We start from the raw sequence: 26,134 nt of genomic DNA, 5'->3' as shown, positions 1-26,134 counted from the left end.
GTCTCTGATGCTTTGGCTTTGTTGTCTTGGCGGCGCGACGATGCTCATGGCCGCAGGCACTCAAGTATAGTGCTGCTTCAGGTTTTTTTATATCGGAGCAGGAATATGGCGAGCGCTTCCGTCGTCGAAAGACTCATACGGCGGTACGGGCTGCAGCCGCACCCCGAGGGCGGCTATTATGCGGAAACCTACAGGAGTCCGCAGCGGGTGCAGCGTGCAACCGGCGGCGATGACCGGTCGGCGTCGACCGCCATCTATTATCTTCTGGACCAGACCGCTTATTCCGCATGGCACCGGATCGCGTCGGACGAGATGTGGCATTTCTATATGGGTTCTCCGCTGGATATCCATGTTTTGCAAGCGGGCGGTGCTGTGGAAACGCAGCGTCTTGGCAATCCGCTCGAGAGCGAAGGCGCGTCGTTTCAGGTGCTCGTGCCGGCTGGGTGCTGGTTCGGCGCCGAGCGTCCGGATCCGGACGGCTACACCCTGGCCGGCTGCACCGTGGCGCCGGGTTTCGAGTTCGGCGAATTCGAACTGGCGGATTGCGGGGATCTGCTGCGGGCTTATCCCGGGCATGAAGCCTTGATCCGGCGACTGGCATGCGGGAAGCAGGGGTCAGACCCCGTATGGGGTCTGACCCCATAGCGAGGCAAGACTGTCAGGTTTTTCGAGAAAGGGGCCAGACCCCGAACGGGGTCTGGCCCCAGGCCTCTCGCTCGGCGGAGATTTTTTCTTGTAAGTGTGCTCGCCCGACATTGCCCCTGGCTGTAACATCATTCTTCCCCATGCAAAAGGAGAGCTTGTCCATGGCCGGTGCCAGTTTGCTTGCATTGCTGGACGATATCGCCAGCGTTCTGGACGATGTAGCGCTGATGACCAAGGCGGCAACGAAGAAGACGGCGGGTGTGCTGGGGGATGATATCGCCCTGAATGCGCAGCAGGTGACCGGGGTGGTGGCCAATCGCGAGCTGCCGGTGGTCTGGGCGGTGGCGAAGGGCTCCTTCATCAATAAACTGATCCTGGTTCCCGCCGCACTGGCCATCAGCGGGCTGGCGCCTGCCGCCATCACTCCTCTTCTGATGCTGGGCGGCCTGTACTTGTGCTATGAGGGCGTAGAGAAGATCGTCCATTCGTGGACTCACCGCCGCAAGCATCACGGAGCTTCCGCCCAGCCATCCGGTTCGCCAGCGGACCCGTCGACGACCGCCGCGGAGCAGGGCAATGCACCTTCGGCAACGGCCGGCCGCGGCTCCGAGCGGGAAAAGATAAAAGGCGCCATCCGGACGGACTTCATTCTTTCGGCGGAGATCATTGCCATCACGCTAGGCGCCGTAGCGCTGGCGGATTTCACCGTTCAGGCGAGTGTCGTGACGACCGTGGCAATTGTCATGACGATAGGCGTGTACGGCTTGGTAGCGGTCATCGTGAAGCTTGACGATGCAGGGCTGTACCTGAGCCAGGCCAGGCTGGCAGGCGTTTCGGCCAATTGGCAGCGCAAGATCGGCCGAGGCATTTTGACGCTTGCGCCATATTTGATGAAAAGCCTGTCGATCGCCGGCACCATCGCCATGTTTCTTGTTGGTGGGGGAATCATCGTCCACGGGTTGCCCATGCTGGACGCTTGGCTGCACGGCGATGCGGAACGCTTGATGGGCGATCCCGGGTTATGGGCATCCGCCGGCACTGCGCTGTGGTCGCTGCTGTCCAGCCTGCTGGTCGGCATCGTGGCCGGTTCGCTGGTGCTGGGCGCCGTCGGCTTGATCAGGAAAGTGCGCTCGACATTACAATGAGCGCAATGAACACGCCTGCCCAAGCCGCCCACGCTCATGCGCGGGCCGATCAGAATCTCGCAGAGTCCGCCGCGTCCCCGGTGTCCACGGAGCTCGTCGCGGTTCTGGTCGCGGTCACCGATGCGCAGCCCCGGGTGCTGACCCGGGAGTGCACCCATGCCTTGCCGGCCGGGCCCTTCGAATCCTCGCACCGATCGCTGCAGGCCGGCCTGCGCGCGTGGGTCGAAGCGCAAACGCATCATCCCCTCGGCTATGTCGAGCAGCTTTACACCTTCGCCGACAAGGATCGGGCAAACACGGAGGGGCAACGCATCATTTCGGTCAGCTATCTAGGCCTGACGCGCGAGTCGGGCGATCTGGGCGTCGAGTCCGTCGGCTGGCAGGACTGGTACCGGTACTTCCCATGGGAAGATTGGCGCGACGGCTGTCCCGGCATGATCCAGGAGCAGGTGCTGCCCGCACTGCACGATTGGGCCGCCCATGCCGATAGCGCGGCGGCGCAGCGGGAACGACGCCAGCGCATCGGCTATACCTTCGGCACCGACATGGATTCCTGGAGCGAGGAAATGGTGCTGCAGCGCTACGAACTGCTGTTCGAAGCCGGCCTCGTGCCGGAGGCGGCGGGACGTAAGGGAGTCCAGGCCGATCGCATGCTGCCTGGCGACTCCATGCATCACGATCATCGCCGTATCCTGGCCACCGCCATGGCGCGTCTGCGAGCCAAGATCCGGTATCGGCCGGTGGTGTTCGAGCTCATGCCGCGCGACTTCACGCTCTTGCAGTTGCAGCAGGCTTTCGAAGCGCTGGCGGGGCGTAGATTGCACAAGCAGAATTTCAGGCGTTTCATCGAACAGCAGTCCCTGGTCGAGGACACCGGTCGGATGGCGCGGGGAACCGCCGGGCGCCCCGCCAAGCTGTTCCGTTTCCGAAGCGATGTCATGCTGGAGCGTGCCATTGCCGGCAGCAAGTTGCCGCTGGCGCGCTGAAACCTGTCGGTCTACGGCACAGATGGCTTGACGGATAATTATGCTCACTGTTAGCATAATTGAACAGTCCGAAGCTGGATTTCGGGTTGGGGCCAGGGCGGATCATGCTTTCCGCGCCATGTTTTCTTTCACTCTATTAATACTCACAATGAGCATAATTGAAACTGCGGAATTTTTGCGTTCCGGCGACGCGCACGTGCAGAGGACGATCCCGTCCCTGCCTTCCATCGTGCTGGAACCTCTGGTTCGAGACGCGCTGCTGGAGGATCTGGGGCGCGCCGGCGACTTGACCTCCGATGCCATCGTGCCGGCCGGGACGCGCAGCGTGATGCGCCTGGCGGCGCGGCAGCGGGGCACACTGGCCGGTCTGGACCTGGCCTGCATGGCATTCAGGATGATGGATCCCGGCGTCCGGATCGACCTGCGGCTTCACGATGGACAGCGGCTGCGGCCCGGCGACGAAATTGCCCGCATCGACGGCGACGCAAGGGCGATGCTGGGCGCCGAGCGCACCGCCTTGAACTTCTTGTGTCATCTGAGTGGCGTGGCGACCGCAACTGCTTCCATTGCCGACGCCATCCGGCCTTACGGCACTCGCGTCACCTGCACACGCAAGACCGTGCCGGGCTTGCGGGCGATACAGAAGTACGCCGTGCGGATCGGAGGAGGAAGCAACCACCGCTTCGGCCTCGACGATGCGGTCCTCATCAAGGACAACCATGTCGCCGTCGCCGGCGGAATCGGGGTGGCCGTCGCACGGGCGCGCGCGGGCATCGGCCACATGGTCCGCATCGAGCTCGAAGTGGACACGCTGGAACAGCTTGCCGAAGGTCTGGACGCCGGGGTGGACGCTGTACTGCTGGACAATATGTCGCTGGAAACTCTGGCTGCCGCCGTGCGCATGGTGGATGGCCGCGCCACCACCGAGGCGTCCGGACGCATTACGCCGGAGAGCGCCGTCGATGTGGCGCGTACCGGTGTGGACTTGATCGCGGTCGGCTGGCTGACGCATAGTGCGCCGGTCCTCGACATAGGGCTGGATTCATGAAGATGCGCCACGCGATGCGTGCGTTGGCGATAGGCGGGGGCTTGCTGGCTGTGGCGGCGACACTCGCGGCAAAGAATCCGGCGGAACCTTTATCGGCGCAATCGGCATCATCCTATCCTTCGCGTCCCATTACCCTGGTGGTCACGTTCCCGCCCGGCGGAGGCACCGACCTGCTGGCACGCCGGCTGGGATCCTGGCTGGAGCGGGATCTCGGGCAACCGGTGGTCATCGAGAACAGGGCGGGAGCAAGCGGCAACATCGGGGCGCAGGCGGTGGCGCGCTCGCCGGCCGATGGCTATACATTGCTGATGGTCAACAGCAGCTATGCCGTCAATCCAGGCGTATTCCGCGATCTTGGTTTTTCTCCGGAACGCGATCTCAAAGGGGTGGTCAATATCGGCTTCGTTCCGTCCGTACTGGTGACGTCCGCGCGATCCCCCTGGAATACCCTTGGTCAAGTGCTGGACGACGCTGCGCTGCAAAGCGATAAAGGCGTGGCCTACGCGTCCTGCGGCAACGGAACCCCCCAGCATCTTGCGGGTGAAATGCTGGACCGGCGCGCCGGCGGAAAATGGCTGCATGTGCCTTATCGAGGCTGCGGCCCGGCCTTGACCGACGTGCTTGCGGGCAATGTGCCGCTGGGAATGGTGACCGCGTCGGCGGCGATGCCTTTCATCCATGCGGGCAATCTACGGGCGCTTGCGGTGACGGCGCCGAAGCGCTCCGCCTTCCTGCCGGAGGTGCCGACGGTCGCGGAGCAGGGCTTTGCGGGGTACGAACTGGATCAATGGCATGGGGTTCTTGCGCCTGCTGCGACACCGGCGGCCATCATCGACAAGCTCTCTGCGGCTGCCAACGCGATTCTTCAACGCCAGGATGTCAGAGACGATCTGCGTGCGCTGGGCTATAGCGTCGAAGGCGGCGATCCGAAGGAATTTCAGGGCTTGATCCTGCGCGATATCGCGAGGTTCGCCGAGCTGACCGGGCAGATCGGGCTGCGCATCGATTAGGGGCTATTGAGACTGGAAGACGGGCGGCCCTGGGGCTTGCCCGACGTATTTTTTGACGGAGCGTGCTTTTTTCCGTGCTATCGTCACCGTCTCTTCCGATATTTTTCAGATACATTCATGCAACCCGTCCTGCCCGCTTATCTGCTTGCCCGCTGGCTGCTCGTACTGGTCGTTCTGGTGGGCTTGTATTTCCTGAGCGGTTTCCTGGTTCCCGTCCTGGCGGCCTTGATCATCTGCCTGGCAAGCTGGCCCTTGTATCAGCGGTTGCTGCGCCGCTGCGGCGGGCGCAGCGCCGTGGCGGCAACGATTGCTTTGCTGATGGTGATCCTGGTGCTGGTCGTGCCCTTGTCCATGGCGCTGACCTACGCCATCAAAGAGGCAAACAGCTTCATTGCCTGGGCGCTGGCGGCAAACCGCAACGGCATGCCGACGCCCGCATGGATCGTGGCGCTGCCCGTCGTCGGGCCGCATCTGGCCGAATACTGGGTGCAGTACTTGGCGGAACCCCACGCCCTGGGCGCCTTGGTCGAATTGGTCAGCGGCGAGCATCTGGGCAATATCTACCGCATGCTGCTTTCCGCGACGGGGGACATTTTCCAGTTGCTTTTGACCGTCATCTTCATGCTGATCACCTTGTTCTTCATCTACAAGGACGGCTTGCGCATCGTGGGGCAGATCGACATCATCGGCGAACGCATTCTGCCGGGGCGATGGCAGCGATTTTCCCGGGTAGTGCCGGCCACCATCAATTCCACGGTTACAGGCATGGGCCTTATCGCGTTGGGCGAGGGTTTGGTGCTGGGCGTGGCCTACTGGATTGCCGGCGTGCCGTCGCCGGTCTTGCTGGGCGTCATCACCGGCTTCATGGCGCTGATCCCGGGCGGCGCGCCGCTGTCCTTCACGCTGGTGTCGCTGTACCTGGTCGGATCCGGTCACGCCATGGCTGGATTGGGACTGTTCCTGTGGGGCACCATAGAGCTTTTCATCGTCGACAAGACCTTGCGCCCGCATCTCGTGGGCGGGCCGGTCAAGCTGCCTTTCCTGCCTACTTTCTTCGGCCTGGTCGGCGGGGTGAAGACCATGGGGATCGTGGGATTGTTCATCGGCCCGGTGCTCATGGCCTTGCTCGTGGCTATCTGGCGCGAATGGCTGCACGTCGAAGAGCAGCGCACCCACGATGAAATGATCGCAATCAGGTCAGACCCCGCGATGGGACCCGAGAGGTAGGAGTCGTGGGGGCGCCGCGCGGGGTCAGACCCCGTACGGGGTCTGACCCCATTATTTTCCCCATGGCGGGGTCTGACCCCGCATCCAAACGGCGGGCGGGACGGAACGGGGTCAGACCCCGCATGGGGTCTGACCCCCACATATCATTCAATATTCTGCGCCTGTTCCCGCAGTTGCTCGATCAACAGCTTGAGGTCGATGGCCGCACGCGTGACGTTGAGCGCACCGGCCTTTGAACCCAGGGTATTGGCCTCGCGGTTCATTTCCTGGCATAGGAAGTCCAGGCGCTTGCCCGCGCTTCCGCCGCCGGACTTCTTGGCTGCTGCTGTTTCGGCCTGGTCGCCGCCCAGCAGATGCCCCAGCTCGGCGATGTGGGAGCGCAGGCGCGAAAGCTCCTCGGCGACATCGATGCGCAAGCCGAACAATGAAGCTTCCTGCGCGATGCGTGCGGACAGTTCTGCGCCGCTGATGTGGGCGTAGCCGTCCGGGCTGACGGCTTGCAGCGCATCGCGCAGCTTTTGCGTGACGCGTTCCTGATGTTCCGCCAATACCGACGGCAATTCCCGCTCGACCTGGTCGACGATCGTGGACATGTCCCGCGAGCAGGCCAGCATCATCTCCGCCAGCCTCGCGCCTTCGCGTTCGCGGGCCGACTGCAGCTCCGACAGGGCCTGGCGGGCTGCATCCACGCACATCGCCATCCACGCTTCGGTATCAAAGGCCGTGGCATCGCCCGGACCTGAGCCATTGAGCAGGTCCGCGAGCGTGGGCGCCGGCACGTCCGGAATGGCCTGCCGCGCCTGACGCAGCTGTTCGCTCATGATGGCAAGCCGTTCGGGATCCAAGGCCTTGGACAAGGACGCCTCGGCACGCGAATAATTCACCCTTATGTCGACCTTGCCGCGCTTCACAAACCGTCCGAGCTCTTCTCGCACGGCGCCTTCGGCCATGCGCAGGTCTTCCGGAAGCCTGAAATTGATATCCAGAAACCGGCTGTTGACCGTGCGGAATTCAATGGTAAGGCTCCCGTGCTCGGTATCTGAGCGGGCATTGCCGAAGGCGGTCATGCTGCGGATCATGGGTGGTCCTGTGAGGTCGTCGAAAAGGACTATTGTAAGTGCACGCTGAGCCCAGCGATGCGGCACCGCCGGCCTGTGAGAGAATGCGGCTATCGTTTTTTTGAATCAGGAGGCCCGTGTGCCGGAATCCTTGCCACCCTCATCATCCCCGACCCGTCCCTCGGGTCGCCAAGCGGACGAACTGCGGCGCTTCTCGATGCAGCTCGGCTATACCCGCCATGCCGAAGGCTCCGTTCTGGTCCAGGCGGGCGACACGCATGTGCTATGCAACGCCAGCGTACTGGACAAGGTGCCGCCCTTCCTGAAGGGAAAAGGGCAGGGCTGGGTGACGGCGGAGTACGGCATGCTGCCGCGCTCCACACACACGCGATCCGACCGTGAAGCGGCGCGCGGCAAGCAAAGCGGGCGCACCCAGGAAATCCAGCGGCTGATCGGCCGCAGCCTGCGCGCGGTTTTCGATTTGACCGCCCTGGGCGAACGCACGCTGCATCTGGATTGCGACGTGCTGCAAGCGGACGGCGGCACCCGGTGCGCGAGCATCACCGGCGCCTGGGTCGCGGCGGCGCTGGCCGTGCGGGGACTCATGAAAGGTGGCGTGCTGTCGTCCAATCCCTTGCTGGATAACGTGGCGGCCGTCTCGGTCGGCTTCGTGCACGGAGAACCCGTCCTTGATCTCGACTACATCGAGGACTCGGGCTGCGACGCCGACATGAACATCGTCATGACAGGCGCAGGGCAGTTCGTCGAAGTCCAGGGCACGGCCGAAGGCCGGACATTCAGCAGGCAGGCGCTTGACGGCTTGCTGGACCTGGCCGAAACCGGCATACAGAGCCTGATCGCGATACAGAAGACCGTGCTGGAATCAGACCCTGTACGGATCGAGCCGGGGTCAGACCCCGGACGAATCAAGTTGGGGTCAAACCCCGTCCGGGGTCTGACCCCTTAGCCAGCGTGAGAACGGGTCAGCCCATTGAGGGTCTGACCCCCCGGAACAAAACCGCCGACCATGTCGTTATCGGCAAGCGTCCATACGCGCTCTATGAGCGTGTCGATTTCCTCGGGCGTGGCGGCGTTCCGGTAGATGCCGAGCCGGCGCGCTTTGTCTTCCAGCTCGGCGCGGCTCAGCGTATTGCCGGGGTCGCCTTTGGGCTCGTCCACCCGCGCGTCCAGGACGCGGCCGTCCGTAGTGGTCACGCGTACCTTCCCGATCCACTTTTCGGGGTAGGCCTGGTCGACTTCCGCGTCCAGCGTCATCACCACTTTCTTGCGGAAGGCCGCGATGTCCGGGTCGTGCAGGGCGGCATCGAACTCCGGCAGTCCCGCGCGGCCCTGCTGCGCGATCAGGCCGAGCACCGTCCCCATGGAAAACTTGGATTGATGCACGGTGCTGGGATCGACCACCGGTCCGAGGACATCGATGGCTCCCTGGTGGACCAGGGCGTCCACGCGCGCGATATCGTCGATGGACAGCGCATGGGCCTGGACCAGCGCCAGCAGCGCGTCGGCCGCCGGATGCGTGTGACGGCACGAGGCGTGATACTTGAACGAGGTTTCCAGCACCGTCCATCGACTGCCCAGTCCGTGCGTCAAGCGTGCAGGATCGGCATCGCTGGACATGCCGGCCGCCATGCCTTGAGCGCCTTCCAGGATGTGGCGAGCTCCTGTGAAGCCGTCGTTGGCCAGGTAGGCGGCAATAATGCCGTTGACCGCCGCTTTGGACGTATGCAGCTGTTTGGAGTCGGCCGCGTCCTTCAGGAATTCCCACAAGCCCGCCGCTTGCGTGCCCGCCGACCCGAATGCATCGAGCATTTGTGCGGGGTTCAGGTTGAGCAGCCGCCCGACGGCGGCCGCGGCGGCCAGGGCGCCGGCGGTGCCCGTGGTGTGGAAGATCTTGTAGTGCGAGCGTCCCAGGAATTCGCCGACGCGTATGCCGGTTTCGTAGCCCGCCACGCAGGCGGTCAACAGCTCCTTGCCCGATCGGCCCAGCGCCTGGGCGACCGCGATGGCGGGGGGGAACACCACCGCCGCGGGATGGAAGACCGATCCATTGTGCACGTCGTCCTGTTCGACCATATGGGCCGCGGCGGCATTCGCCATGGCCGCGAACAGCGGGCTGCTCGTGCGGCGGGTGACCATGTTCTCGGCGGGGCCGCTGGTAGGCCCCATGGCGTCGGCGAAGCGGGCGATGCTCTGGACCGGGCGCGCGCTGGATCCGGCCAGAACCGACGCCAGGCAGTCCAGCATGAGGTCTTCGGTACGGCGCAGAACCGGGAAGGGAATGTCTTCGTATTTCAGTTCGGCCGCGAATTCGGCGAGCTGGGCGCTGGGATGGTTCATGGAATCACCTTAGAAGGAGCGCGGCAGTCCCAGGACATGCTCGGCGACATAGGACAGAATCAGGTTGGTCGATATGGGCGCGACTTGATAGAGTCGGGTTTCGCGGAATTTTCTTTCCACGTCGTATTCGTTCGCGAACCCGAAACCGCCATGGAATTGCAGGCAGGCATTGGCGGCCTCCCAGGAGGCATCGGCCGCCAGCAGCTTGGCCATGTTGGCCTGGGCGCCGCAGGGCTGCCTGGCATCGAACAGCCGGGCGGCCTCGAAACGCATGAGGCTGGCGGCCTCTATATTGATGTGCGCGCGGGCAATTGGAAACTGCACGCCCTGATTTTGGCCGATAGGGCGGCCGAACACGATTCTTTCCTTGGCGTAGGCGGAAACCTTGTCGATGAACCAGTGGCCGTCGCCTATGCATTCGGCCGCAATCAGGGTGCGTTCGGCGTTCAGGCCGTCGAGGATGTACTTGAAGCCTTTGCCTTCTTCGCCGATCAGGTTCTCGGCGGGAATTTCAAGGTTGTCGAAGAACAGTTCGTTGGTCTCGTGGTTGACCATGTTGGGAATGGGGCGAACCTGCATGCCGTGGCCGATGGCCTGACGCAGGTCGACAAGGAAGATCGACATGCCTTCCGACTTCTTCGCGACCTGGTCCAGCGGAGTGGTACGCGCCAGCAGTATCATGAGGTCCGAATGCTGGATGCGGGAAATCCACACTTTCTGCCCGTTGACGACGTATCGATCGCCCTTTTTCACGGCGGTGGTCTTGATGCGGGTGGTGTCGGTACCGGTCGTGGGCTCAGTCACCCCCATGGATTGCAAACGGAGTTCGCCGGTGGCGATGCGCGGCAGGTATTGCCGCTTCTGCGCCTCCGAGCCATGGCGCAGCAGGGTGCCCATGTTGTACATCTGGCCATGGCATACGCCGGAATTTCCGCCATTGCGATTGATTTCCTCCATGATCACCGATGCCGCAGTAAGGCTCAGACCCGAACCGCCATATTCTTCGGGAATCAGGGCGGCAAGCCAGCCCGCTTCGGTCAGCGTCTTGACGAAGGCTTCCGGATAGCCGCGCTCTTCATCTATCTTGCGGAAGTATTCCGGCGGAAACTGCGAGCAAAGATCGCGGATGGCGTCCCGGATTTCCTGGAAGTCGTTGGCGTGCGAGGTCATGGTTCCTTGGCGTGGTTCATTACAATAGCGTGAACTTTGCCTGATTGCGGCCGGCTTGACCATTGTTCGTTGATTAAGCGGGTGTTTGCCAATATTTAAGAGTGGGCCACATGGCTGTATATTTCGACCTGACCGACATGCACCTCATGGTGAACGTCGCGGCCGCCCAAAGTATGACGAAAGGGGCGGAACAGTCCTTTCTTTCGCTGCCCGCGGCAAGCAACCGGGTCAAGAACCTGGAAAGCCGGCTTGGCACGGCTCTGCTTTACCGCAACAGCCAGGGCGTGACGCTGACGCCTTCGGGCGAAGCCTTCGTGCGGCATGCGCGCATCGTCCTCAGGCAGCTCGAGCACCTGCGCGGCGACATCCAGGAATATGCCAGCGGCATCAAAGGGCGAGTGCGGGTGTATGCAAACACGACGGCGATGAATGAGTTCATGCCGGATATCCTGGCCCGCTATCTGGCCGAGCATCGCGACGTCAACGTCGAGCTGCGCGAGCGCCTGAGCCACCAGGTCGTCAAGGCCGTGGCCGACGGCGCGGCGGACATCGGCATCACGGCGAAGGCCGATGGCGGCGAGAACGTCGAGTTCCTGCCTTACCGCAACGATAGGCTCGTGCTGGTCACGCATGCCGACCACCCCCTGGCGGGCCGTGAATCGGTGGATTTCGCCGAAACGCTGGCCTACGACTACGTCAGCCTGTCCGAAACGAGCGCGATCCATGCATTCCTGCTGCAGGCAGCCGACGATCTGGGCCGCATGCTGCGGTTCAGGGTCGAAGTCGGCAACTTCGAGGCCGTATGCCGCATGATTGCGGCCAACGTCGGCATAGGCGTGATCCCGGCATCGGCCGCAAGGCGCTATGTCCGCGATCTTCCGCTCCGGCGCGTCGCGCTCAACGATGCATGGGCCTTGCGCCGCCTGCATATCTGCGTCAAGCAATTCGACAGGCTTCCCATTTTCGCTAAAGAACTGGTCTCGGTCCTTCTGAAGGACGAGGCCGAAGGTGTTACCCATGACTAAAGTAGTGCTCGCATCCAACAACGCGGGAAAGCTGCGGGAGTTTTCCGCCATTCTGTCCGAAGCCGGCCTGAACATGGTTCCGCAGGGCGCTTTGGGCGTGCCCGAGGCCGAAGAGCCGCACGCGACCTTTCTGGAAAATGCCCTGGCCAAGGCCAGGCATGCCAGCCTGCTGACCGGGCTGCCGGCGCTCGCCGACGATTCGGGCTTGTGCGTGCAAGCCCTGGACGACCGTCCAGGTGTTCTTTCCGCACGCTATGCGGCGCTGGCCGGTGGCGAAAAATCGGACAGCGCGAACAATCGCCGCCTGGTTCAGGAGCTTGCCTCGGTCCAGAATCGCCGCGCCAGCTATATTGCGGTGCTGGTGTATGTGAAATCGGCGGACGACCCCAGGCCGATCGTCGCGGAAGGATGCTGGGAAGGAGAAATCGTCGACGAACCGCGCGGCGACAACGGCTTCGGCTACGACGCCCATTTCCATATTCCGTCCTTGGGGAAAACGGTGGCCGAACTCGAGCCCCGGCAGAAGAACGCCCAAAGCCATCGCGCCATGGCATTGCAGTCCCTGCTGCAGACGCTGCGCGCACGGGGTATGTGAGCCATGGCAGCCTTGCAGCAGAATGCCGACCACGGCGCATCCTCGGCGGCGCGCAAGCCCGGCGTCGTTACGGGTCCGGGCGGCAAAACCATCCTGTCCAGCCTGCCTCCGCTGTCGCTGTACGTGCATGTGCCTTGGTGTGTGCGCAAATGCCCGTATTGCGATTTCAATTCGCATGAACTGAAAGGCGAACTGCCGGAGCGGGATTATCTGGACGCGCTTCAGGCGGATCTGGAACAGGCGCTGCCTTCGGTATGGGGCAGGCAGGTGATTTCCATCTTCATCGGCGGAGGAACGCCCAGCCTGCTGTCGTCCGCGGGCCTGGATCGCATGCTGGCGATGTTCCGGGCCTGCCTGAATGTGTTGCCGGATGCCGAGGTCACCCTGGAAGCCAACCCGGGCACTGCGGAGGCGGGGCGCTTCATTGATTATGCCGCCAGCGGCGTCAACCGGATGTCGCTGGGCATCCAAAGCTTCGACGATCGCGCCTTGAAGGCATTGGGACGCATACACGACAGGAAGCAGGCCATGGCCGCCATCGAGATGGCCCAGCGCGCCGTTCCGCGGGTGAACCTGGACTTGATGTTCGCCCTGCCCGGGCAGTCGCTGGACGAGTGCGAGCGGGACCTGCGCTTGGCTATGGGATTCGGGACGGGTCATTTGTCCCTTTATCATCTGACGCTGGAACCGAATACCGTTTTCGCCAAGTACCCGCCGGTGGTTCCGGATGACGATGCCAGCGCCGCCATGCAGGAAATGATCGCCCATGCCACAGCCGAACAAGGCTGGGAGCGCTATGAGGTTTCCGCTTACGCCAGGCCGGGCCAGCGCTGCCGGCACAACGTCAATTACTGGGAGTTCGGCGATTATCTGGGCATAGGGCCCGGTGCGCATGGCAAGCTTTCCTTCCATGACCGCATCGTGCGCCAGGCCAGGCTGAAGAACCCGGCGTCATGGATGGAAAAGGCGATTCGGCGCGACGGCAGCCATATTGCGCAGGATCGTCCCGTGCAATGGAAGGAGCTCGGCTTCGAGTTCATGCTGAACGCCCTGCGCCTGAAGGAGGGCGTCGAGCGCGGCAGCTTCGTCGAACGCACTGGGCAGTCCATTTTCGCCATTGCGCCGGCCATAGAGAGGGCCACCGCCAAAGGGCTGCTGGATCCCGATCCAACCCGCTTGCAAGCCACTCCTTTGGGCTGGGCTTTTTTGAATGATTTGCTCTCCGAGTTCCTGGATTGAAGCATTGCCGCCCGCTTTTTGCACTAAAATTTGCACCATGATGGTGCCTGTCGCCCCGGTTTGGTGAAAACCGCCGTTTCCGGGGCGCTCGCCCTGCGCGTTCGTGGGGCTGGAAGTTGGCACGGCATTTGCGTAATGTCTGATGTCCTCACTCATTCTTGTGTTTACTGGTTCAGGAGCCTTTTCTATGTCCACCCCCGAAGATGTCGTGAAATTGATCGCCGATCGCGAAGTGACTTTTGTTGATTTCCGTTTTACGGATACGCAGGGTAAAGAGCATCACCTTACCGTGCCCGCCCATTCGGTGGACGAAGAAAAGCTCGAAACCGGTGTCGCATTCGACGGTTCATCGATTGCCGGCTGGAAAGGCATCGAAGCATCCGACATGGTCCTCATACCGGATACCAGCTCGGCGCGCATGGATCCGTTTCGTGAAGAGCCCACGCTCAATCTGACCTGCGACGTGGTCGAGCCGTCCGATCTGAAAGGCTACGATCGCGACCCGCGCTCGCTGGCCAAGCGCGCCGAGGCCTACCTGAAGTCCAGCGGCCTGGGCGACACCGCTTTCTTCGGCCCCGAGCCCGAATTCTTCGTTTTCGACGGCATCACCTGGAACGACGATATGTCGGGTTCCTTCGTGAAGATCAAGTCGGAAGAAGCGCCATGGTCGCGCAGCATCGATTTCGAAGGCGGCAACATGGGGCACCGTCCCGGCATCAAGGGCGGCTATGTTCCCGTGCCTCCCGTCGACTCCTTCCATGACATGCGTTCCGAAATGTGCCTGCTGCTCGAACAGCAAGGCGTGCCCGTCGAAGTGCATCACCACGAGGTCGCGGGCCCCGGCCAGCTCGAGATCGGCACCCGGTTCAGCACCCTGGTGGAGCGCGCCGACTGGAGCCAGATCCTGAAATACACGGTGCACAACGTGGCGCATGTGTATGGCAAGACGGCCACCTTCATGCCCAAGCCCATCGTGGGGGACAATGGATCCGGCATGCATGTGCACCAGTCCATCTGGAAGGACGGACAGAACCTGTTCGCCGGCAATGGCTACGCAGGCTTGTCCGAGTTCGCGCTGTACTACATCGGCGGCATCATCAAGCACGCCCGGGCGCTGAACGCCATCACCAATCCCTCCACCAACTCGTACAAGCGCCTGGTTCCCCATTACGAGGCCCCGGTCAAGCTGGCGTACTCGGCGCGCAACCGCTCTGCGTCGATCCGCATCCCATACGTGGGCAGCCCCAAGGCACGCCGTGTGGAAGCGCGTTTCCCCGATCCCATGGCCAACCCCTACCTGGCCTTCGCCGCGCTGATGATGGCGGGCCTGGACGGCGTGCAGAACAAGATTCACCCCGGCGATCCCGCCGACAAGAATCTGTACGATCTGCCTCCCGAGGAAGACGCGAAGATCCCCACCGTGTGCGTGTCGCTCGAAGAAGCGCTCGAGGCATTGGACAAGGACCGCGAATTCCTGACCCGTGGCGGCGTATTCAGCAACGACATGCTCGACGCCTATATCGCACTCAAGATGGAGGAGGTCACGCGCCTGCGCATGACGCCCCATCCGGTCGAGTTCGATATGTACTACAGCCTCTAAGGCGCGGGCGGCCCATGGGCCGCCCGGCAAGCGAGGGCGCGAGCATGGACCTGGACAGTTACGATCTGCTGTCGACGGCGGTGCTGCTGCTGGATGAGGCGGGCTGCGTGCAGCACGGGAATACGGCGGCGCAGGAGCTGTTCAGCGTTTCGCGCAGGCAGTTGCTGGGCCAGCCGGTGGACCGCCTGTTCGGCGGCGATGCCGAGCTCGCGGCCCGGTTGCCCGATGCCATCCATGGCAAGTTCGGCGTCCTGCGGCAGGACTTGTCGGTCGAACGTCGCGGCGACATGGTGCCGGTCAGCCTGGCCATCGTGCCCTTGCAAAAGCAGGAGTGGGCGGCCTTGCTCGAGGTCCGGGTCCTGGAGCATCACGTATTGCTGGACCGCCATCGGCAACTGAGCAAAGAGCTGGCCACGCAGCGCGAGTCCTTGCGCAATCTTGCCCATGAAGTGAAGAATCCGCTTGGCGGCATCCGTGGCGCGGCGCAGTTGCTGCAAGCCGAGCTGGGCACCGATGCCCTGCACGAATACACCCAGGTGATCATCGCCGAAGCGGACCGGCTTGCCGGATTGGTGGATCGTCTCATTGCGCCCCAGGGCGCAACCCTGAAGAAGACGCGTTTCAATATTCACGAAATCTGCGAGCGCGTGCATACGCTGGCCCGCGCGGAGTTCCCCCGGATCACCTTCATCCGGGACTACGATGCCTCGGCTCCCGAGCTGGTGGGCGACAAGGAGCGATTGATGCAGGCTTTCCTGAACATGGTTCGCAACGCTGCGCAGGCGCTCGACGAATCGGGCTCGACGGCGTCGGCGCAGATCACCCTGCGGACCCGCATAGGGCGTCAGTTGCTGCTGGCCTCGCGCCAGGCGAAGCTGGGCATCGTGATGTCCGTGATCGACAATGGCCCCGGGGTTCCGGCAGCCTTGCATGACAAGATCTTCCATCCCTTGGTCACGGGCAGGGCAAGCGGCACCGGGCTCGGGCTCAGCCTGGCGCAGGAGTTCGTTCAGCAGCATGGCGGAATCGTCGAGTTCGATTCCGTGCCTGGCCGGACCGAGTTCAAGATGGTCCTGCCTTTGGAGCAGACATGAAAGCGGTATGGATTATTGACGACGACCAGAGCATACGCTGGGTGCTGGAAAAAGCACTGGCCCGGGACTCGATCCCGACCCGCAGTTTCGCCTCGGCGGCCGACGTCCTCGATGCGCTGCAGACTGCCGCGCCCGCCGTGCTGGTCACCGACGTGCGCATGCCCGGCCAGGACGGCTTGGCGCTGTTGCATCGGATCAAGCAGACGCATCCTGGGCTGCCGGTCATCGTCATGACGGCATTTTCGGACCTGAACAGCACGGTCGAGGCTTTCCAGAAGGGCGCTTTCGACTACCTGCCCAAGCCTTTCGACGTGAACAGCGCGGTGGCTCTCATACAGCGTGCCATGCAATCGGCGGAGCGCGAGGATGCCGGCGCGCCTGATGCCAGCGGCACCGCCGCCAGCCCCGGGCGGATCATGATGCAGTCTTCCTCGGCGGCGATGCAAGAGGTGTTCCGTGCGATAGGACGATTGGCGTCGAGCACGGTCACCGTATTGATCACGGGCGAGTCGGGGACCGGCAAGGAATTGATCGCCCGCGCGCTGCACGAGCACAGCAACCGGTCCGGCGGGCCCTTCGTGGCCCTGAACGCTGCCGCCATTCCCAAGGACTTGCTCGAGGCCGAGCTGTTCGGCCATGAGCGCGGGGCTTTCACTGGCGCAACTCAGCAGCGGCGCGGGCGCTTCGAGGAAGCCCGCGGCGGCACCTTGTTCCTGGATGAGATCGGCGACATGCCGTTCGAGCTCCAGACCCGTTTGCTGCGCGTGCTGGCCGAGGGCAGCTTCTATCGCGTGGGCGGCTCGCAGGCTATCCAGGCCGACGTGCGCATCGTTGCCGCGACGCACCAGCCGCTGGAGCGGCGGGTGGCGGAGGGGCGCTTCCGTGAGGACTTGTTCCATCGCTTGAACGTGATCCGCCTGCGCCTGCCGCCGCTGCGCGAACGCAAGGAAGACATCCCGGCCCTGGTGCGCTTGTTCCTGCAGAACAGCGCCGCCGACCTGGGGGTGCCGGTGCGCCGCATTACCCCCGAAGCCTTGCGGTCGCTGAGCGCGTTCGACTATCCCGGCAATATCCGTCAGCTTGAAAACTTCTGCCAGTGGCTGACCGTGATGTCCTCCAGCCAGGTGATCGAATCCAAGGATCTGCCCCCGGAGATCCTGGCGTGGCAGCAGGGCGAGCGCCGGGCCGAGGCTGTGCAGGCGGTTTCAATGGATGGAAATGCATCGGCGCCGGGCGGCATGCCGGTGGCGGAGACGGCGCCGTCCTCCAACGGTTGGCTCGAAATGCTCGCCCGCGAGGCCGAGTCGCGCCTGGCCCGCAACGAACCCGCGATCATGGCGACACTGACCCGCGACTTCGAGCGCGTGCTGCTGGAGGCGGCCCTGGACTACAGCCGAGGCCGGCGCATGGAAGCGGCGCAGCGCTTGGGAATAGGGCGAAATACGCTCACCCGCAAATGTGCGGAGCTGGATATCGGCTGATTGGGTGGGGTCAGACCCCGCATGGGGTCTGACCCTATCAAGCGGACCTGGGGTCAGACCCCATGCGGGGTCTGACTCCTTGCCTCACCTCAAATCCCGTCTGGGGTCAGACCCGGTACGGGGTCTGACCCCCTTTAACCTGCTTCGCCCCGCAGATACGCCTGGGCGCGCTGGGCCATCAAGGCTTCGCGCCTGATGAAGTCGGCCACATAGTCGCTGGCCGGGTTGTGGTGCAGGCCATAGGGGCTGTCCCATTGCACGATGGTCCCCGCCTGCATGACGCCGATGTTGTCGGCGATGGCGAAGGCCTCGGCCTGGTTGTGGGTTACGAGTATGGCGGTGTGGCCGATCTTTTTCAGGATGTCGCGCACCTCAAAGGCCAGCCTTTCGCGGGTATCGACGTCCAGGTTGGAAAACGGTTCGTCCAGAAGCAGCAGTTCCGGCTCGGGCGCCAGTGCGCGGGCGAGCGCCACGCGTTGCTGCTGGCCGCCCGACAGTTCATGGGGATAGCGCTGCGAGGAGCTCTCCAGGCCGGTAAGGGCCAGCAGCTCTTTCACGCGCTGATCACGCCAGGCCTTGGGCCGTTTGCGCAAGCCAAAGGCGATGTTCTTTTCCACGCTGAGATGGGGGAAGAGCGCATAATCCTGGAACATCATGCCCACATGCCGATGTTCGGGCGCCACCTGCCTGTCCGGCTCGGACAGCACGGTGTCGCCCAGCAGGATGCGGCCGGCGCGCAGCGGTTCGAAGCCCGCAATGGCCCGCAGCACAGTCGTCTTGCCGCAGCCCGAAGCGCCCAGGAGACAGCCTATGTTGCCCTTTTCCAGCCGCAGCGACAAGTCGCGCACGACCGGATTCAAGCCTTCATCGGTTTCGTAGGACAGGCTGATGTGGTCCAGTTTTAGCAGGTCGGTCATGCCGTGTTCTTCGAATTTGATTTCTTAGTGAGTGGGTCTGAGTTGCGCGCGCGCGAGCAGGATGACGGGCAGCAAGCCCGCAAGCACTATGGCAAGCGCCGCCACGGCGCCTTCTTCGTAAGTACCGCGCGCCGCCTCGGCATATAGCCAGGTCGAAAGCGTATCGAAATTGACCGGCCGCAACAAAAGCGTGGCGGGCAGCTCTTTCATCGCATCGACGAAAATCAGCAGCGCCGCCGCGCCCAGCGCGGGTCTCAGCAATGGCAAGTGTATGCGCCTGAGCGTGCCGCCCGGCGTCTCGCCCAGCAGGCGAGCCGCCTGCTCCATCGAGGGAGGAATGCGGGCCAGCCCCGATTCGATCCCGCCGATGGAGATCGCCAGGAAGCGTATGGCATAGGCGCACACGAGGGCGGTGCTGGTTCCCATCAGCAAAAGTCCCGGATCGGGATTGCCCAGCCGCTGCCACAGCGAAGAGGCCAGGCCGTCGATCAGCATGAGGGGCGTGAGCAGGCCGATGGCCAGCACGGTGCCGGGAATGGCGTAGCCGCTAGTGGCCAGGCGGGCGCACAGCTTGGGCAGCCGCGGCCCTTTGCCTTGCCGCTGGGATCTTGCCGCCCATGCCACGGCCAATCCGGCCGCCAGAGTGGCCAGGGTGGCGATGAAGGCGATTCTGACGGTGTTGTAGGCGCTCAGCAGGAGTTGGTCCGACACCGACCCCACCGTATGGAAATGCTTGATGGTTTCGTTCAATAAATAGAGCGACGGCGCGACGAATCCAATGAGAACGGGCGCCCAGCCCAGTCCGAACGCGAGCAGGGCGGCGGCTCCCTTCAAGCGCCGGGGCTGTATCGATCGCGTGCGCTGGGTGCTTGCGTAGCGCTGGCGCCGGCGACCGTGGCGTTCGACCAGGATCAGGACGGCGACGATGGCCAGCATGGCCAGCGCGATCTGGGCTGCGCCGGCCAGGTCCGACCGCGTGACCCAGGTGGTGTAGATCGATACCGTCAGGGTCTGGATGCCCAGGAACTCCGAGGCGCCGATGTCGTTCAGCGTTTCGAGCAAAGCCAGGCTGATGCCGATGGCGATGGCGGGCCTGGCCATGGGCAGAGCGACCCGGAAAAAGGCGCTGGCGCCGCTGGCTCCCAGGACGCGTGCCGCTTCGATCAGGCTGGCCGCCTGGGTGGCGAACATGACGCGCGTGCTCAGGTATACATAGGGGTACAGCACGAAGCCCAGCAGGAAAATGGCGCCAGGCAGGGAGCGCAGATCGGGAAGCCGGAACTGACGCGGGCTGGTATAGCCCAGCAGTTCCCGGATGGCGCTCTGCACCGGTCCGATGGGATGAAGGATGTCCAGATAGGCGAACGCAACGATGTAGGTTGGCACGGCCAGCGGAAGCAGCAGGGCCCAGGAAAGCATGCGCCGGGTGGGGAAGTCGAAGGCGGTGATCAGCCAGGCACTGCCGACGCCCAGGCAGCCGACCAGCACCCCGACCCCAAGCAGAAGCAGCGCGGTGTTGCGGAATGCCGTCGGCAGAACGAATTCAAGCAGATGTCGCCAGTGCTCCAGATTGCCCTGGAAGGCAAACCAGAGGAGGGCGACGACGGGCGCCACGACGCCCGCTGCGACCAGCAGCGAGGCCAGGCGCCAGCCGGCGCCGGATTCGAGCGTGATGGCTTTTTGCAGCGGTAGAGAAAAAGCGGGCTGTGGCGCCCGCTTTCCCTTGAGTGGAGCAAAGCTGTCTTTAGTTGTTGAATCCAACTTTGTCTACCAGTTCGCTGGCTTGCTTGCGGTGTTTGGCGATTTCGGTAAGCGGCAAGGGATCGACCACCAGTTCGCCGAAGCTGGCTACGACCGGATCGAGCTTCACGCCCTTTCTGACGGGATATTCATAGTTCGCATTGGCGTACAGGCTCTGGGCCTTGTCCGACACCAGGTATTCAAGCAGCTTTACGGCGTTGTCTTTATTGGGCGCGTATTTGGCGACCGAGGCGCCGGAAATGTTGACGTGGGTGCCCTTGCTCTTGTTGCTGGCAAACGTGGGGCGCACGACCTTGATGGCGTCGCCCCATTTGCGGCCGTCGGTGCCGGGTTCGGAATTCTTCATGCGGCCGACATAATAAGCGTTCGCGATGCCGATGTCGCAGATGCCGCCCAGGATGTCGCGGGCCACGTCGCGGTCGCCGCCGGCGGCCTTGCGCCCAAGATTGTTCTTGACGTTGCGCAGCCAGGATTCGGTGGCCTCGACGCCGTTGTGGGCGATCATGGCGGCAATCAGCGCGGTGTTGTAAGGATGCTGGCCCGAACGTATGCACACCTTTCCTTTCCACTTGGGATCGGCGAAGGCTTCATACGTGATGGCATTGACGTCCAGATCGTTGGCCACATACGCCACCCGATCGCGCAGCGACAAGGTATACCACTGGTTGTCCGTGCCGCGCAGATTGGCGGGGATCACTTCGTTGAGCGTGCTGGACTGTATGGGCTGCGTGATGCCGGCCTCGACCAGATCCAGAAGATTGCCGATGTCCACGGTCATGAGGACATCGGCGGGGGATTTTTCGCCTTCCGCCTTCACCCGTTCGATCAGGCCGTCCTTGACGAAGACGGTATTGACCTTGACGCCGGTGTCTTTGGTGAATTCATCGAGCAAGGGCTGGATCAGCTTGGGTTCACGGGTGGTGTACAGGTTCACGTCGGCGGCGATGGCCGCGGATGACAGACCGGTCAAGCCAAGAAGGCCTGCGGTCAGCAAAGTGCCGACAAGTTTCCGTGGCTCTTGTTTTGAGCGCATCGAGATTCTCCAGGAGGTGTAAGCGCCGGCGGTATGCGCCGGCGAAGCAGGAAGGGTTGGGGTCTGACCCCATGCGGGGTCAGACCCCGCACGGCTAATCAACAGAGAATACAAATGATTCTCATGTTGCAATCCGAAAGATAGCAGAGTCCGGGAAAGTATTCAATGCATGGCGCAAGAGCGGCCGCATCGGGCGACTATTCTCTTCGATCTTGATCCAGATTAAAGATAATGTCCTTGCGCAATGTCCGACAATGGGCGCCGGCGGGCGGGCGTAGGCTAAAATCATGGTTCCACTTGTGCGGCGCACAGTCCCCGGCGGCAGGGCAGGCCGATTGGACGCGTCCATTCTTCGATTACTCATGGCAGCTTTCAATACCGAACAAGTCCAGAGCGTTCATCATTGGAACGACACCCTTTTTTCTTTCACCACGACACGCGACCCGGCCTTGCGGTTCCACAACGGCCACTTCGTCATGATCGGCCTGGAGGTCAACGGCAAGCCTTTGATGCGCGCCTACAGCATAGCCAGCGCCAACTACGAAGAGAACCTCGAGTTCCTGAGCATCAAGGTGCCCGACGGCCCGCTCACTTCCCGCCTGCAACACCTGAAACCGGGCGATTCGGTGCTGGTCAGCAAGAAGCCCGTCGGCACGCTGGTCGTCGATGACCTGAAACCGGGCAAGCATTTGTACCTGTTCGCCACGGGCACCGGCCTGGCACCGTTCTTGAGCATCATCAAGGACCCGGACACCTACGAGCGCTTCGAAAAGATCGTACTCATGCACGGCGTGCGCTACAAAAGCGAACTCGCCTACTCCGACTTCATCGAAAACGAGCTCCCGAACAATGAATATTTTGGCGACGTGGTTCGCCGGAAGCTGATTTATTACCCCACGGTCACGCGCGAAGCTTTTCGCAATGAGGGGCGGATCACCAAACTGGTCGACACGGGCAAGCTCTTCGAGGACATCGGCTTGCCCCCGCTGAATCCCGAGACCGATCGCGCCATGCTTTGCGGCAGTCCCAGCATGCTGGCCGACATCTGCAACATGCTCGATACGCGCGGCTTCACCGTGTCCCCCGGCGTCGGCCAGCCAGGCGATTACGTGATCGAAAGGGCGTTCGTCGAGAAATAAAGCGCTGCGGCGGCGGTGGGGGCTTTTAATTTTTACTATAGATGATTAAACTCTGATAGTTGTTGTGTTTATTCCCTTCACAAACAGAGAACGCATTTATGACCAAGCAAATCATTCACACCGACGCCGCGCCCGCCGCCGTGGGCCCCTATTCGCAGGCGGTTGCCGTTTCATCCGGAAAGACAGTGTATTTGTCGGGTCAGATCGGGCTCGAACCGGGCACGGGTGAACTCGTGTCCGAAAACTTCGAAGGCCAGGTGCGTCAATCCTTCGCCAACATGCAGGCCGTCATCGAGGCCGCTGGCGGCACGCTGGAAAACATCGTCAAGCTCACGTTGTTCCTGACCGACCTGAGCAAGTTTGCCAGCGCCAATGCCATCATGGCCGACATCATCCCCCAGCCGTTCCCGGCCCGCTCGACCATAGGCGTCGCCGCGCTGCCCAAGGGCGCGCAGTTCGAAGTCGAAGCCGTCATCGTCATCTGACATCCGCCGGGCCAGGCATTGGCAGGTACCAGCGCAACGGGTCGGCGCAAGCGCGGGTCCGACAAGGGCTCCGCCGGCACTACCGAGCCTGCGGGAACTTCCCTGCTGGAGCGGAAGTTCCGCCGCCTGGGCCTGCTTCGCCCATCCGATTTCATCGTGCATCTGCCGTTGCGCTACGAAGACGAAACCCGCATACAAACGATAGCCGAATTGATACCGGGCATGCCGGGGCAGATCGAGGCTGAAGTCATGCATAGCGAAGTCCAGTTTCGTCCGCGGCGCCAGCTTCATGCCGTCGTTCGCGACGACAGCGGACAGATCGCGCTGCGCTGGCTTCATTTTTATCCCAGTCAGCAGAAGCAGCTGGCGACGGGGCAACGCCTGCGTGTCCGCGGCGAATTGCGCCACGGTTTCGGCGGCTACGAGATGGTTCACCCCAAGCTCAGCGCCGCCGGAGGCGTTTTGCCGCAAGCATTGACGCCCGTCTACCCCACCACCGACGGACTGTCGCAAGCCAGCCTGCGCAAGGCCATCGACCAGGCCCTGATGCAGGCGGATCTTTCCGATACGCTGCCCGACGCCTTGCTGCAACGCTACGGGCTGATCCCTTTCGCCGATGCGATCCGGGTGTTGCATCATCCCCCTGCGCGGGTGTCCTATTCCGAATTGCTCGAACGGGAGCACCCCGCGTGGCTGCGGATCAAGTTCGACGAACTCCTTGCGCAGCAACTGTCGCTGGCCGAGGCGCGCGCGGCACGGCGCAAGCAGCGGGCGCCGGTATTGTCAGCGCGCGGCGGCAGCCTGATGCAATCATTGCATGACAGCCTGCCATTTGCCCTGACGGCGGCGCAAGAGCGTGTGGTAGGCGAGATCTCGGCCGATCTCGCGCGGCCCTTTCCCATGCATCGCCTGCTGCAAGGCGACGTCGGCAGCGGCAAGACCATCGTGGCGGCTTTCGCGGCCGTACAGGCCATTGCTTGCGGCAGCCAGGTCGCCATCATGGCGCCCACCGAAATCCTGGCTGAACAGCACTATCAGAAACTGGGCGCCTGGCTGCAGCCGCTGGGCATAGAGCTGGCCTGGCTGGCCGGCAGCCTGGGTGCCAAGGCGCGCAAGTCGGCATTGCAGGCCACCGAAACCGGGCAAGCGCAACTGATCGTGGGCACGCAGGCCTTGATCCAGGAAAAAGTCGATTTCCACAATCTCGGCCTGGTGATCCTCGACGAGCAGCACCGATTCGGCGTCGGCCAGCGGCTTGAACTCAGCCGCAAGGGGGAATTGGCCGTCGCCGGGCGAAGCCTGATACCGCACCAGCTGAACATGAGCGCCACGCCCATCCCGCGCACGCTGGCCATGACCTTCTTCGCTGACCTGGACGTGTCCGTCATCGACGAATTGCCGCCCGGGCGCAAGCCGGTCCTGACCAAGCTCATCTCCGATGCCAGGCGCGAACAGGTGCTGGGCAGCGTCATGGCCGAAGTGCGCAAGGGCAGGCAGGCTTACTGGGTCTGCCCGCTGGTCGAGGAAAGCGAAGCCCTGCAGTTGCAGACGGCGATCGACACCCACGCCATGCTGGTCCAGGCGCTGCCCGATATGCGGATCGGACTGGTGCACGGGAAGCTGGCCACGGCGGCCAAACAAGAAGTGATGCAGGCCTTCCGTAGCGGCGATATCGATCTGCTGGTGGCCACCACGGTCATCGAGGTGGGCGTCGACGTGCCGAACGCTTCCTTGATGATCATCGAGCATGCCGAGCGTTTCGGCCTCGCTCAACTGCACCAATTGCGGGGCCGGGTGGGCAGGGGCAGCGCCGAATCCATCTGCGTGCTGATGTACCAGGCGCCGCTGTCGGGTATTGCGCGCCAGCGCCTGCGAGCCATGTACGAAACGGGGGACGGCTTCGAGATTGCCCAGCGCGATCTGGATCAGCGCGGGCCGGGCGAGTTCCTGGGTGTGCGGCAATCGGGGCAGGAGCTCCTGCGCTTTGCGAGCCTGGAAACCGATGCGCGCATCGTCGAACAGGCGCAGGAGGCGGTTCCCATCCTGCGCGATCAGTATCCTGAACATGCAAGGGCCCATCTGGACCGTTGGATGCGTAACCGAGAAGATTATCTGCGTACTTAGCGCAGGTGTTTTTATACGCGAGACCATCATGACTTTGACCGAGCTGAAATACATCGTGGCCGTTGCCCGGGAGCGGCATTTTGGCCGTGCCGCCGAGGCATGTTTCGTCAGCCAGCCCACATTGTCCGTCGCCATACGCAAGCTGGAGGAAGAGCTCGGCGTCGTGCTGTTCGAGCGCGGCGGTGCCGAAGTGGGCATCACGCCCATCGGTCTGCGCGTGGTGGCGCAGGCTCAACGAGTGCTGGAAGAGGGCGCCAACCTGCGCGAAATCGCCCGCCAAGGGCATGACCCGCTGGCCGGCCCCTTGCGGGTGGGGGTGATCTACACCATCGGCCCCTATCTGCTTCCCCGGCTGGTGCCAACCCAGATCGCCTCGACGCCCCAGATGCCGCTGGTGCTCCAGGAAAACTATACGGCTCGTCTGCTTGAGCTTTTGCGGCAGGGGGAAATCGATTGCGCCATCGTGGCGCTGCCTTTGCCCGATGCGGGGCTGGCGGTGCAGCCGCTCTATGACGAACCGTTCTATGTCGCAGTTCCGAAGAGCCATCCGTGGGCTACGCGCAAAGAGATCGACGCCTCGGCCCTGAAGGACGAAACCATGCTGCTGCTGGGCAGCGGGCACTGCTTTCGCGACCAGGTCCTCGAGGTGTGCCCCGAGTTTTCCCGTTTTTCGGCGGCAAGCGAAGGGATACAGCGTACATTCGAAGGCTCATCGCTTGAGACGATACGGCATATGGTTGCCGCGGGAATAGGCGTTACCGTGCTGCCGGCCAGCTCGCTGGCGGTTGCCGGCAAGGAAAACGAACTCCTGGCCTTCATCCCGTTCAAGAGGCCGGTGCCCGACAGGCGAGTGGTGCTGGTATGGCGCAAGAGCTTTCCAAGGGCGGCAGCCATCGATGCCCTGATCGCGGCGATCCATGCCTGCGAACTGCCCGGCGTGCGTTATCTCGACGAACCAAGCGTCGCGGCCGAGCCGGCCTGATTCGAGGCCCGG

At 63.0% G+C, this 26,134-nt stretch carries 23 protein-coding genes; 17 read left to right on the top strand and 6 right to left on the bottom strand.

Annotation, left to right across the window (positions count from 1 at the left end):
* Positions 1-105 precede the first annotated feature (105 nt).
* The 6 genes from ACSBPU_RS11360 (at position 106) to ACSBPU_RS11335 (ending at position 6,061) form a co-directional block, all read left to right on the top strand.
* The gene (locus ACSBPU_RS11360) at positions 106-645 is read left to right on the top strand and encodes a cupin domain-containing protein (protein WP_442598219.1); all 540 of its coding nucleotides are present in this window, start codon (positions 106-108) and stop codon (positions 643-645) included.
* A gap of 161 nt (positions 646-806) precedes the next feature.
* Positions 807-1,790 carry a DUF808 domain-containing protein gene (locus ACSBPU_RS11355; RefSeq protein ID WP_442598217.1) on the top strand — a complete coding sequence of 328 codons (984 nt, stop codon included), beginning with the start codon at positions 807-809 and terminating at the stop codon, positions 1,788-1,790.
* Positions 1,791-1,795: 5 nt separating this feature from the next.
* Positions 1,796-2,776, top strand: a complete 981-nt coding sequence (locus ACSBPU_RS11350; RefSeq protein ID WP_442598215.1) for an NUDIX hydrolase — start codon at positions 1,796-1,798, stop codon at positions 2,774-2,776.
* Positions 2,777-2,924: 148 nt separating this feature from the next.
* A complete protein-coding gene (gene nadC, locus ACSBPU_RS11345) occupies positions 2,925-3,824 on the top strand; it encodes a carboxylating nicotinate-nucleotide diphosphorylase (protein ID WP_442598213.1) in 900 nt (299 codons plus the stop codon).
* A 2-nt stretch (positions 3,825-3,826) separates the two neighbouring features.
* Positions 3,827-4,834: a tripartite tricarboxylate transporter substrate binding protein gene (locus tag ACSBPU_RS11340; RefSeq protein WP_442598314.1), complete on the top strand. Its 1,008-nt coding sequence runs from the start codon at positions 3,827-3,829 to the stop codon at positions 4,832-4,834.
* 117 nt (positions 4,835-4,951) lie between these two features.
* Complete coding sequence (locus ACSBPU_RS11335; RefSeq protein ID WP_442598211.1) at positions 4,952-6,061, top strand: AI-2E family transporter; 1,110 nt, start codon at positions 4,952-4,954, stop codon at positions 6,059-6,061.
* A 143-nt stretch (positions 6,062-6,204) separates the two neighbouring features.
* Here ACSBPU_RS11335 and ACSBPU_RS11330 read toward each other — a convergent pair whose 3' ends face one another.
* Positions 6,205-7,140, bottom strand: coding sequence for a YicC/YloC family endoribonuclease (locus ACSBPU_RS11330; RefSeq protein WP_442598209.1), 936 nt, complete (start codon positions 7,138-7,140; stop codon positions 6,205-6,207).
* Between the two features lie 196 nt (positions 7,141-7,336).
* Between ACSBPU_RS11330 and rph the strand changes: the two genes are divergently transcribed.
* Entirely contained in the window at positions 7,337-8,086 is a 750-nt protein-coding gene (gene rph, locus ACSBPU_RS11325; RefSeq protein WP_442598313.1) for a ribonuclease PH, read from the top strand.
* Here the strand turns inward: rph and ACSBPU_RS11320 are convergent.
* Both ACSBPU_RS11320 and ACSBPU_RS11315 read right to left on the bottom strand, forming a co-directional pair.
* The gene (locus ACSBPU_RS11320; RefSeq protein WP_442598206.1) at positions 8,083-9,477 is read right to left on the bottom strand and encodes an MmgE/PrpD family protein; all 1,395 of its coding nucleotides are present in this window, start codon (positions 9,475-9,477) and stop codon (positions 8,083-8,085) included. The genes rph and ACSBPU_RS11320 overlap by 4 nt on opposite strands.
* Positions 9,478-9,486: 9 nt before the next feature.
* Positions 9,487-10,647: an acyl-CoA dehydrogenase family protein gene (locus ACSBPU_RS11315; protein WP_442598204.1), complete on the bottom strand. Its 1,161-nt coding sequence runs from the start codon at positions 10,645-10,647 to the stop codon at positions 9,487-9,489.
* A gap of 110 nt (positions 10,648-10,757) precedes the next feature.
* Here ACSBPU_RS11315 and ACSBPU_RS11310 point away from each other — a divergent pair, with 110 nt between their 5' ends.
* The 6 genes from ACSBPU_RS11310 (at position 10,758) to ntrC (ending at position 17,681) form a co-directional block, all read left to right on the top strand.
* Complete coding sequence (locus ACSBPU_RS11310) at positions 10,758-11,672, top strand: LysR family transcriptional regulator (RefSeq protein ID WP_442598202.1); 915 nt, start codon at positions 10,758-10,760, stop codon at positions 11,670-11,672.
* Positions 11,665-12,267, top strand: a complete 603-nt coding sequence (rdgB, locus tag ACSBPU_RS11305) for an RdgB/HAM1 family non-canonical purine NTP pyrophosphatase (RefSeq protein ID WP_442598200.1) — start codon at positions 11,665-11,667, stop codon at positions 12,265-12,267. The genes ACSBPU_RS11310 and rdgB overlap by 8 nt, the downstream gene beginning before the upstream one ends.
* 3 nt (positions 12,268-12,270) lie before the next feature.
* Positions 12,271-13,506: a radical SAM family heme chaperone HemW gene (hemW, locus tag ACSBPU_RS11300; RefSeq protein ID WP_442598198.1), complete on the top strand. Its 1,236-nt coding sequence runs from the start codon at positions 12,271-12,273 to the stop codon at positions 13,504-13,506.
* Positions 13,507-13,693: 187 nt separating this feature from the next.
* Positions 13,694-15,106: a type I glutamate--ammonia ligase gene (gene glnA / locus ACSBPU_RS11295; RefSeq protein WP_180071013.1), complete on the top strand. Its 1,413-nt coding sequence runs from the start codon at positions 13,694-13,696 to the stop codon at positions 15,104-15,106.
* Positions 15,107-15,150: 44 nt separating this feature from the next.
* Positions 15,151-16,200, top strand: coding sequence for a nitrogen regulation protein NR(II) (gene glnL / locus ACSBPU_RS11290; protein ID WP_442598311.1), 1,050 nt, complete (start codon positions 15,151-15,153; stop codon positions 16,198-16,200).
* Entirely contained in the window at positions 16,197-17,681 is a 1,485-nt protein-coding gene (gene ntrC, locus ACSBPU_RS11285; RefSeq protein ID WP_442598196.1) for a nitrogen regulation protein NR(I), read from the top strand. Before glnL ends, ntrC begins: the two co-directional genes overlap by 4 nt.
* A gap of 134 nt (positions 17,682-17,815) precedes the next feature.
* On the opposite strand, the gene ACSBPU_RS11280 is transcribed toward ntrC, so the two are convergent.
* From ACSBPU_RS11280 to ACSBPU_RS11270, 3 genes are all read right to left on the bottom strand, one after another.
* Positions 17,816-18,598 (bottom strand): ABC transporter ATP-binding protein, encoded by a 783-nt coding sequence (locus tag ACSBPU_RS11280; RefSeq protein WP_442598194.1) that lies wholly within the window; start codon positions 18,596-18,598, stop codon positions 17,816-17,818.
* 24 nt (positions 18,599-18,622) lie between these two features.
* Positions 18,623-20,272: an ABC transporter permease gene (locus tag ACSBPU_RS11275; RefSeq protein WP_442598309.1), complete on the bottom strand. Its 1,650-nt coding sequence runs from the start codon at positions 20,270-20,272 to the stop codon at positions 18,623-18,625.
* A gap of 70 nt (positions 20,273-20,342) precedes the next feature.
* On the bottom strand, positions 20,343-21,392 hold the full coding sequence (locus tag ACSBPU_RS11270; RefSeq protein ID WP_442598192.1) for a Fe(3+) ABC transporter substrate-binding protein: 1,050 nt from the start codon (positions 21,390-21,392) through the stop codon (positions 20,343-20,345).
* Between the two features lie 362 nt (positions 21,393-21,754).
* Here ACSBPU_RS11270 and ACSBPU_RS11265 point away from each other — a divergent pair, with 362 nt between their 5' ends.
* The 4 genes from ACSBPU_RS11265 to ACSBPU_RS11250 all read left to right on the top strand — a co-directional run bounded on the left by ACSBPU_RS11265 (position 21,755) and on the right by ACSBPU_RS11250 (position 26,122).
* The gene (locus ACSBPU_RS11265; protein ID WP_180071007.1) at positions 21,755-22,531 is read left to right on the top strand and encodes an FAD-binding oxidoreductase; all 777 of its coding nucleotides are present in this window, start codon (positions 21,755-21,757) and stop codon (positions 22,529-22,531) included.
* A gap of 98 nt (positions 22,532-22,629) precedes the next feature.
* Positions 22,630-23,016, top strand: coding sequence for a Rid family detoxifying hydrolase (locus tag ACSBPU_RS11260; RefSeq protein ID WP_180071006.1), 387 nt, complete (start codon positions 22,630-22,632; stop codon positions 23,014-23,016).
* Positions 23,017-23,148: 132 nt separating this feature from the next.
* Positions 23,149-25,140 (top strand): ATP-dependent DNA helicase RecG, encoded by a 1,992-nt coding sequence (gene recG, locus ACSBPU_RS11255; RefSeq protein WP_442598307.1) that lies wholly within the window; start codon positions 23,149-23,151, stop codon positions 25,138-25,140.
* 28 nt (positions 25,141-25,168) lie between these two features.
* Positions 25,169-26,122 carry a LysR substrate-binding domain-containing protein gene (locus ACSBPU_RS11250; RefSeq protein ID WP_442598190.1) on the top strand — a complete coding sequence of 318 codons (954 nt, stop codon included), beginning with the start codon at positions 25,169-25,171 and terminating at the stop codon, positions 26,120-26,122.
* The last annotated feature ends 12 nt before the right edge of the window (positions 26,123-26,134 follow it).

This window comes from Parapusillimonas sp. JC17 (genome assembly GCF_052180245.1).
Taxonomy (GTDB): domain Bacteria; phylum Pseudomonadota; class Gammaproteobacteria; order Burkholderiales; family Burkholderiaceae_B; genus Parapusillimonas.
This window is presented reverse-complemented; position numbering and strand designations above follow the sequence as displayed.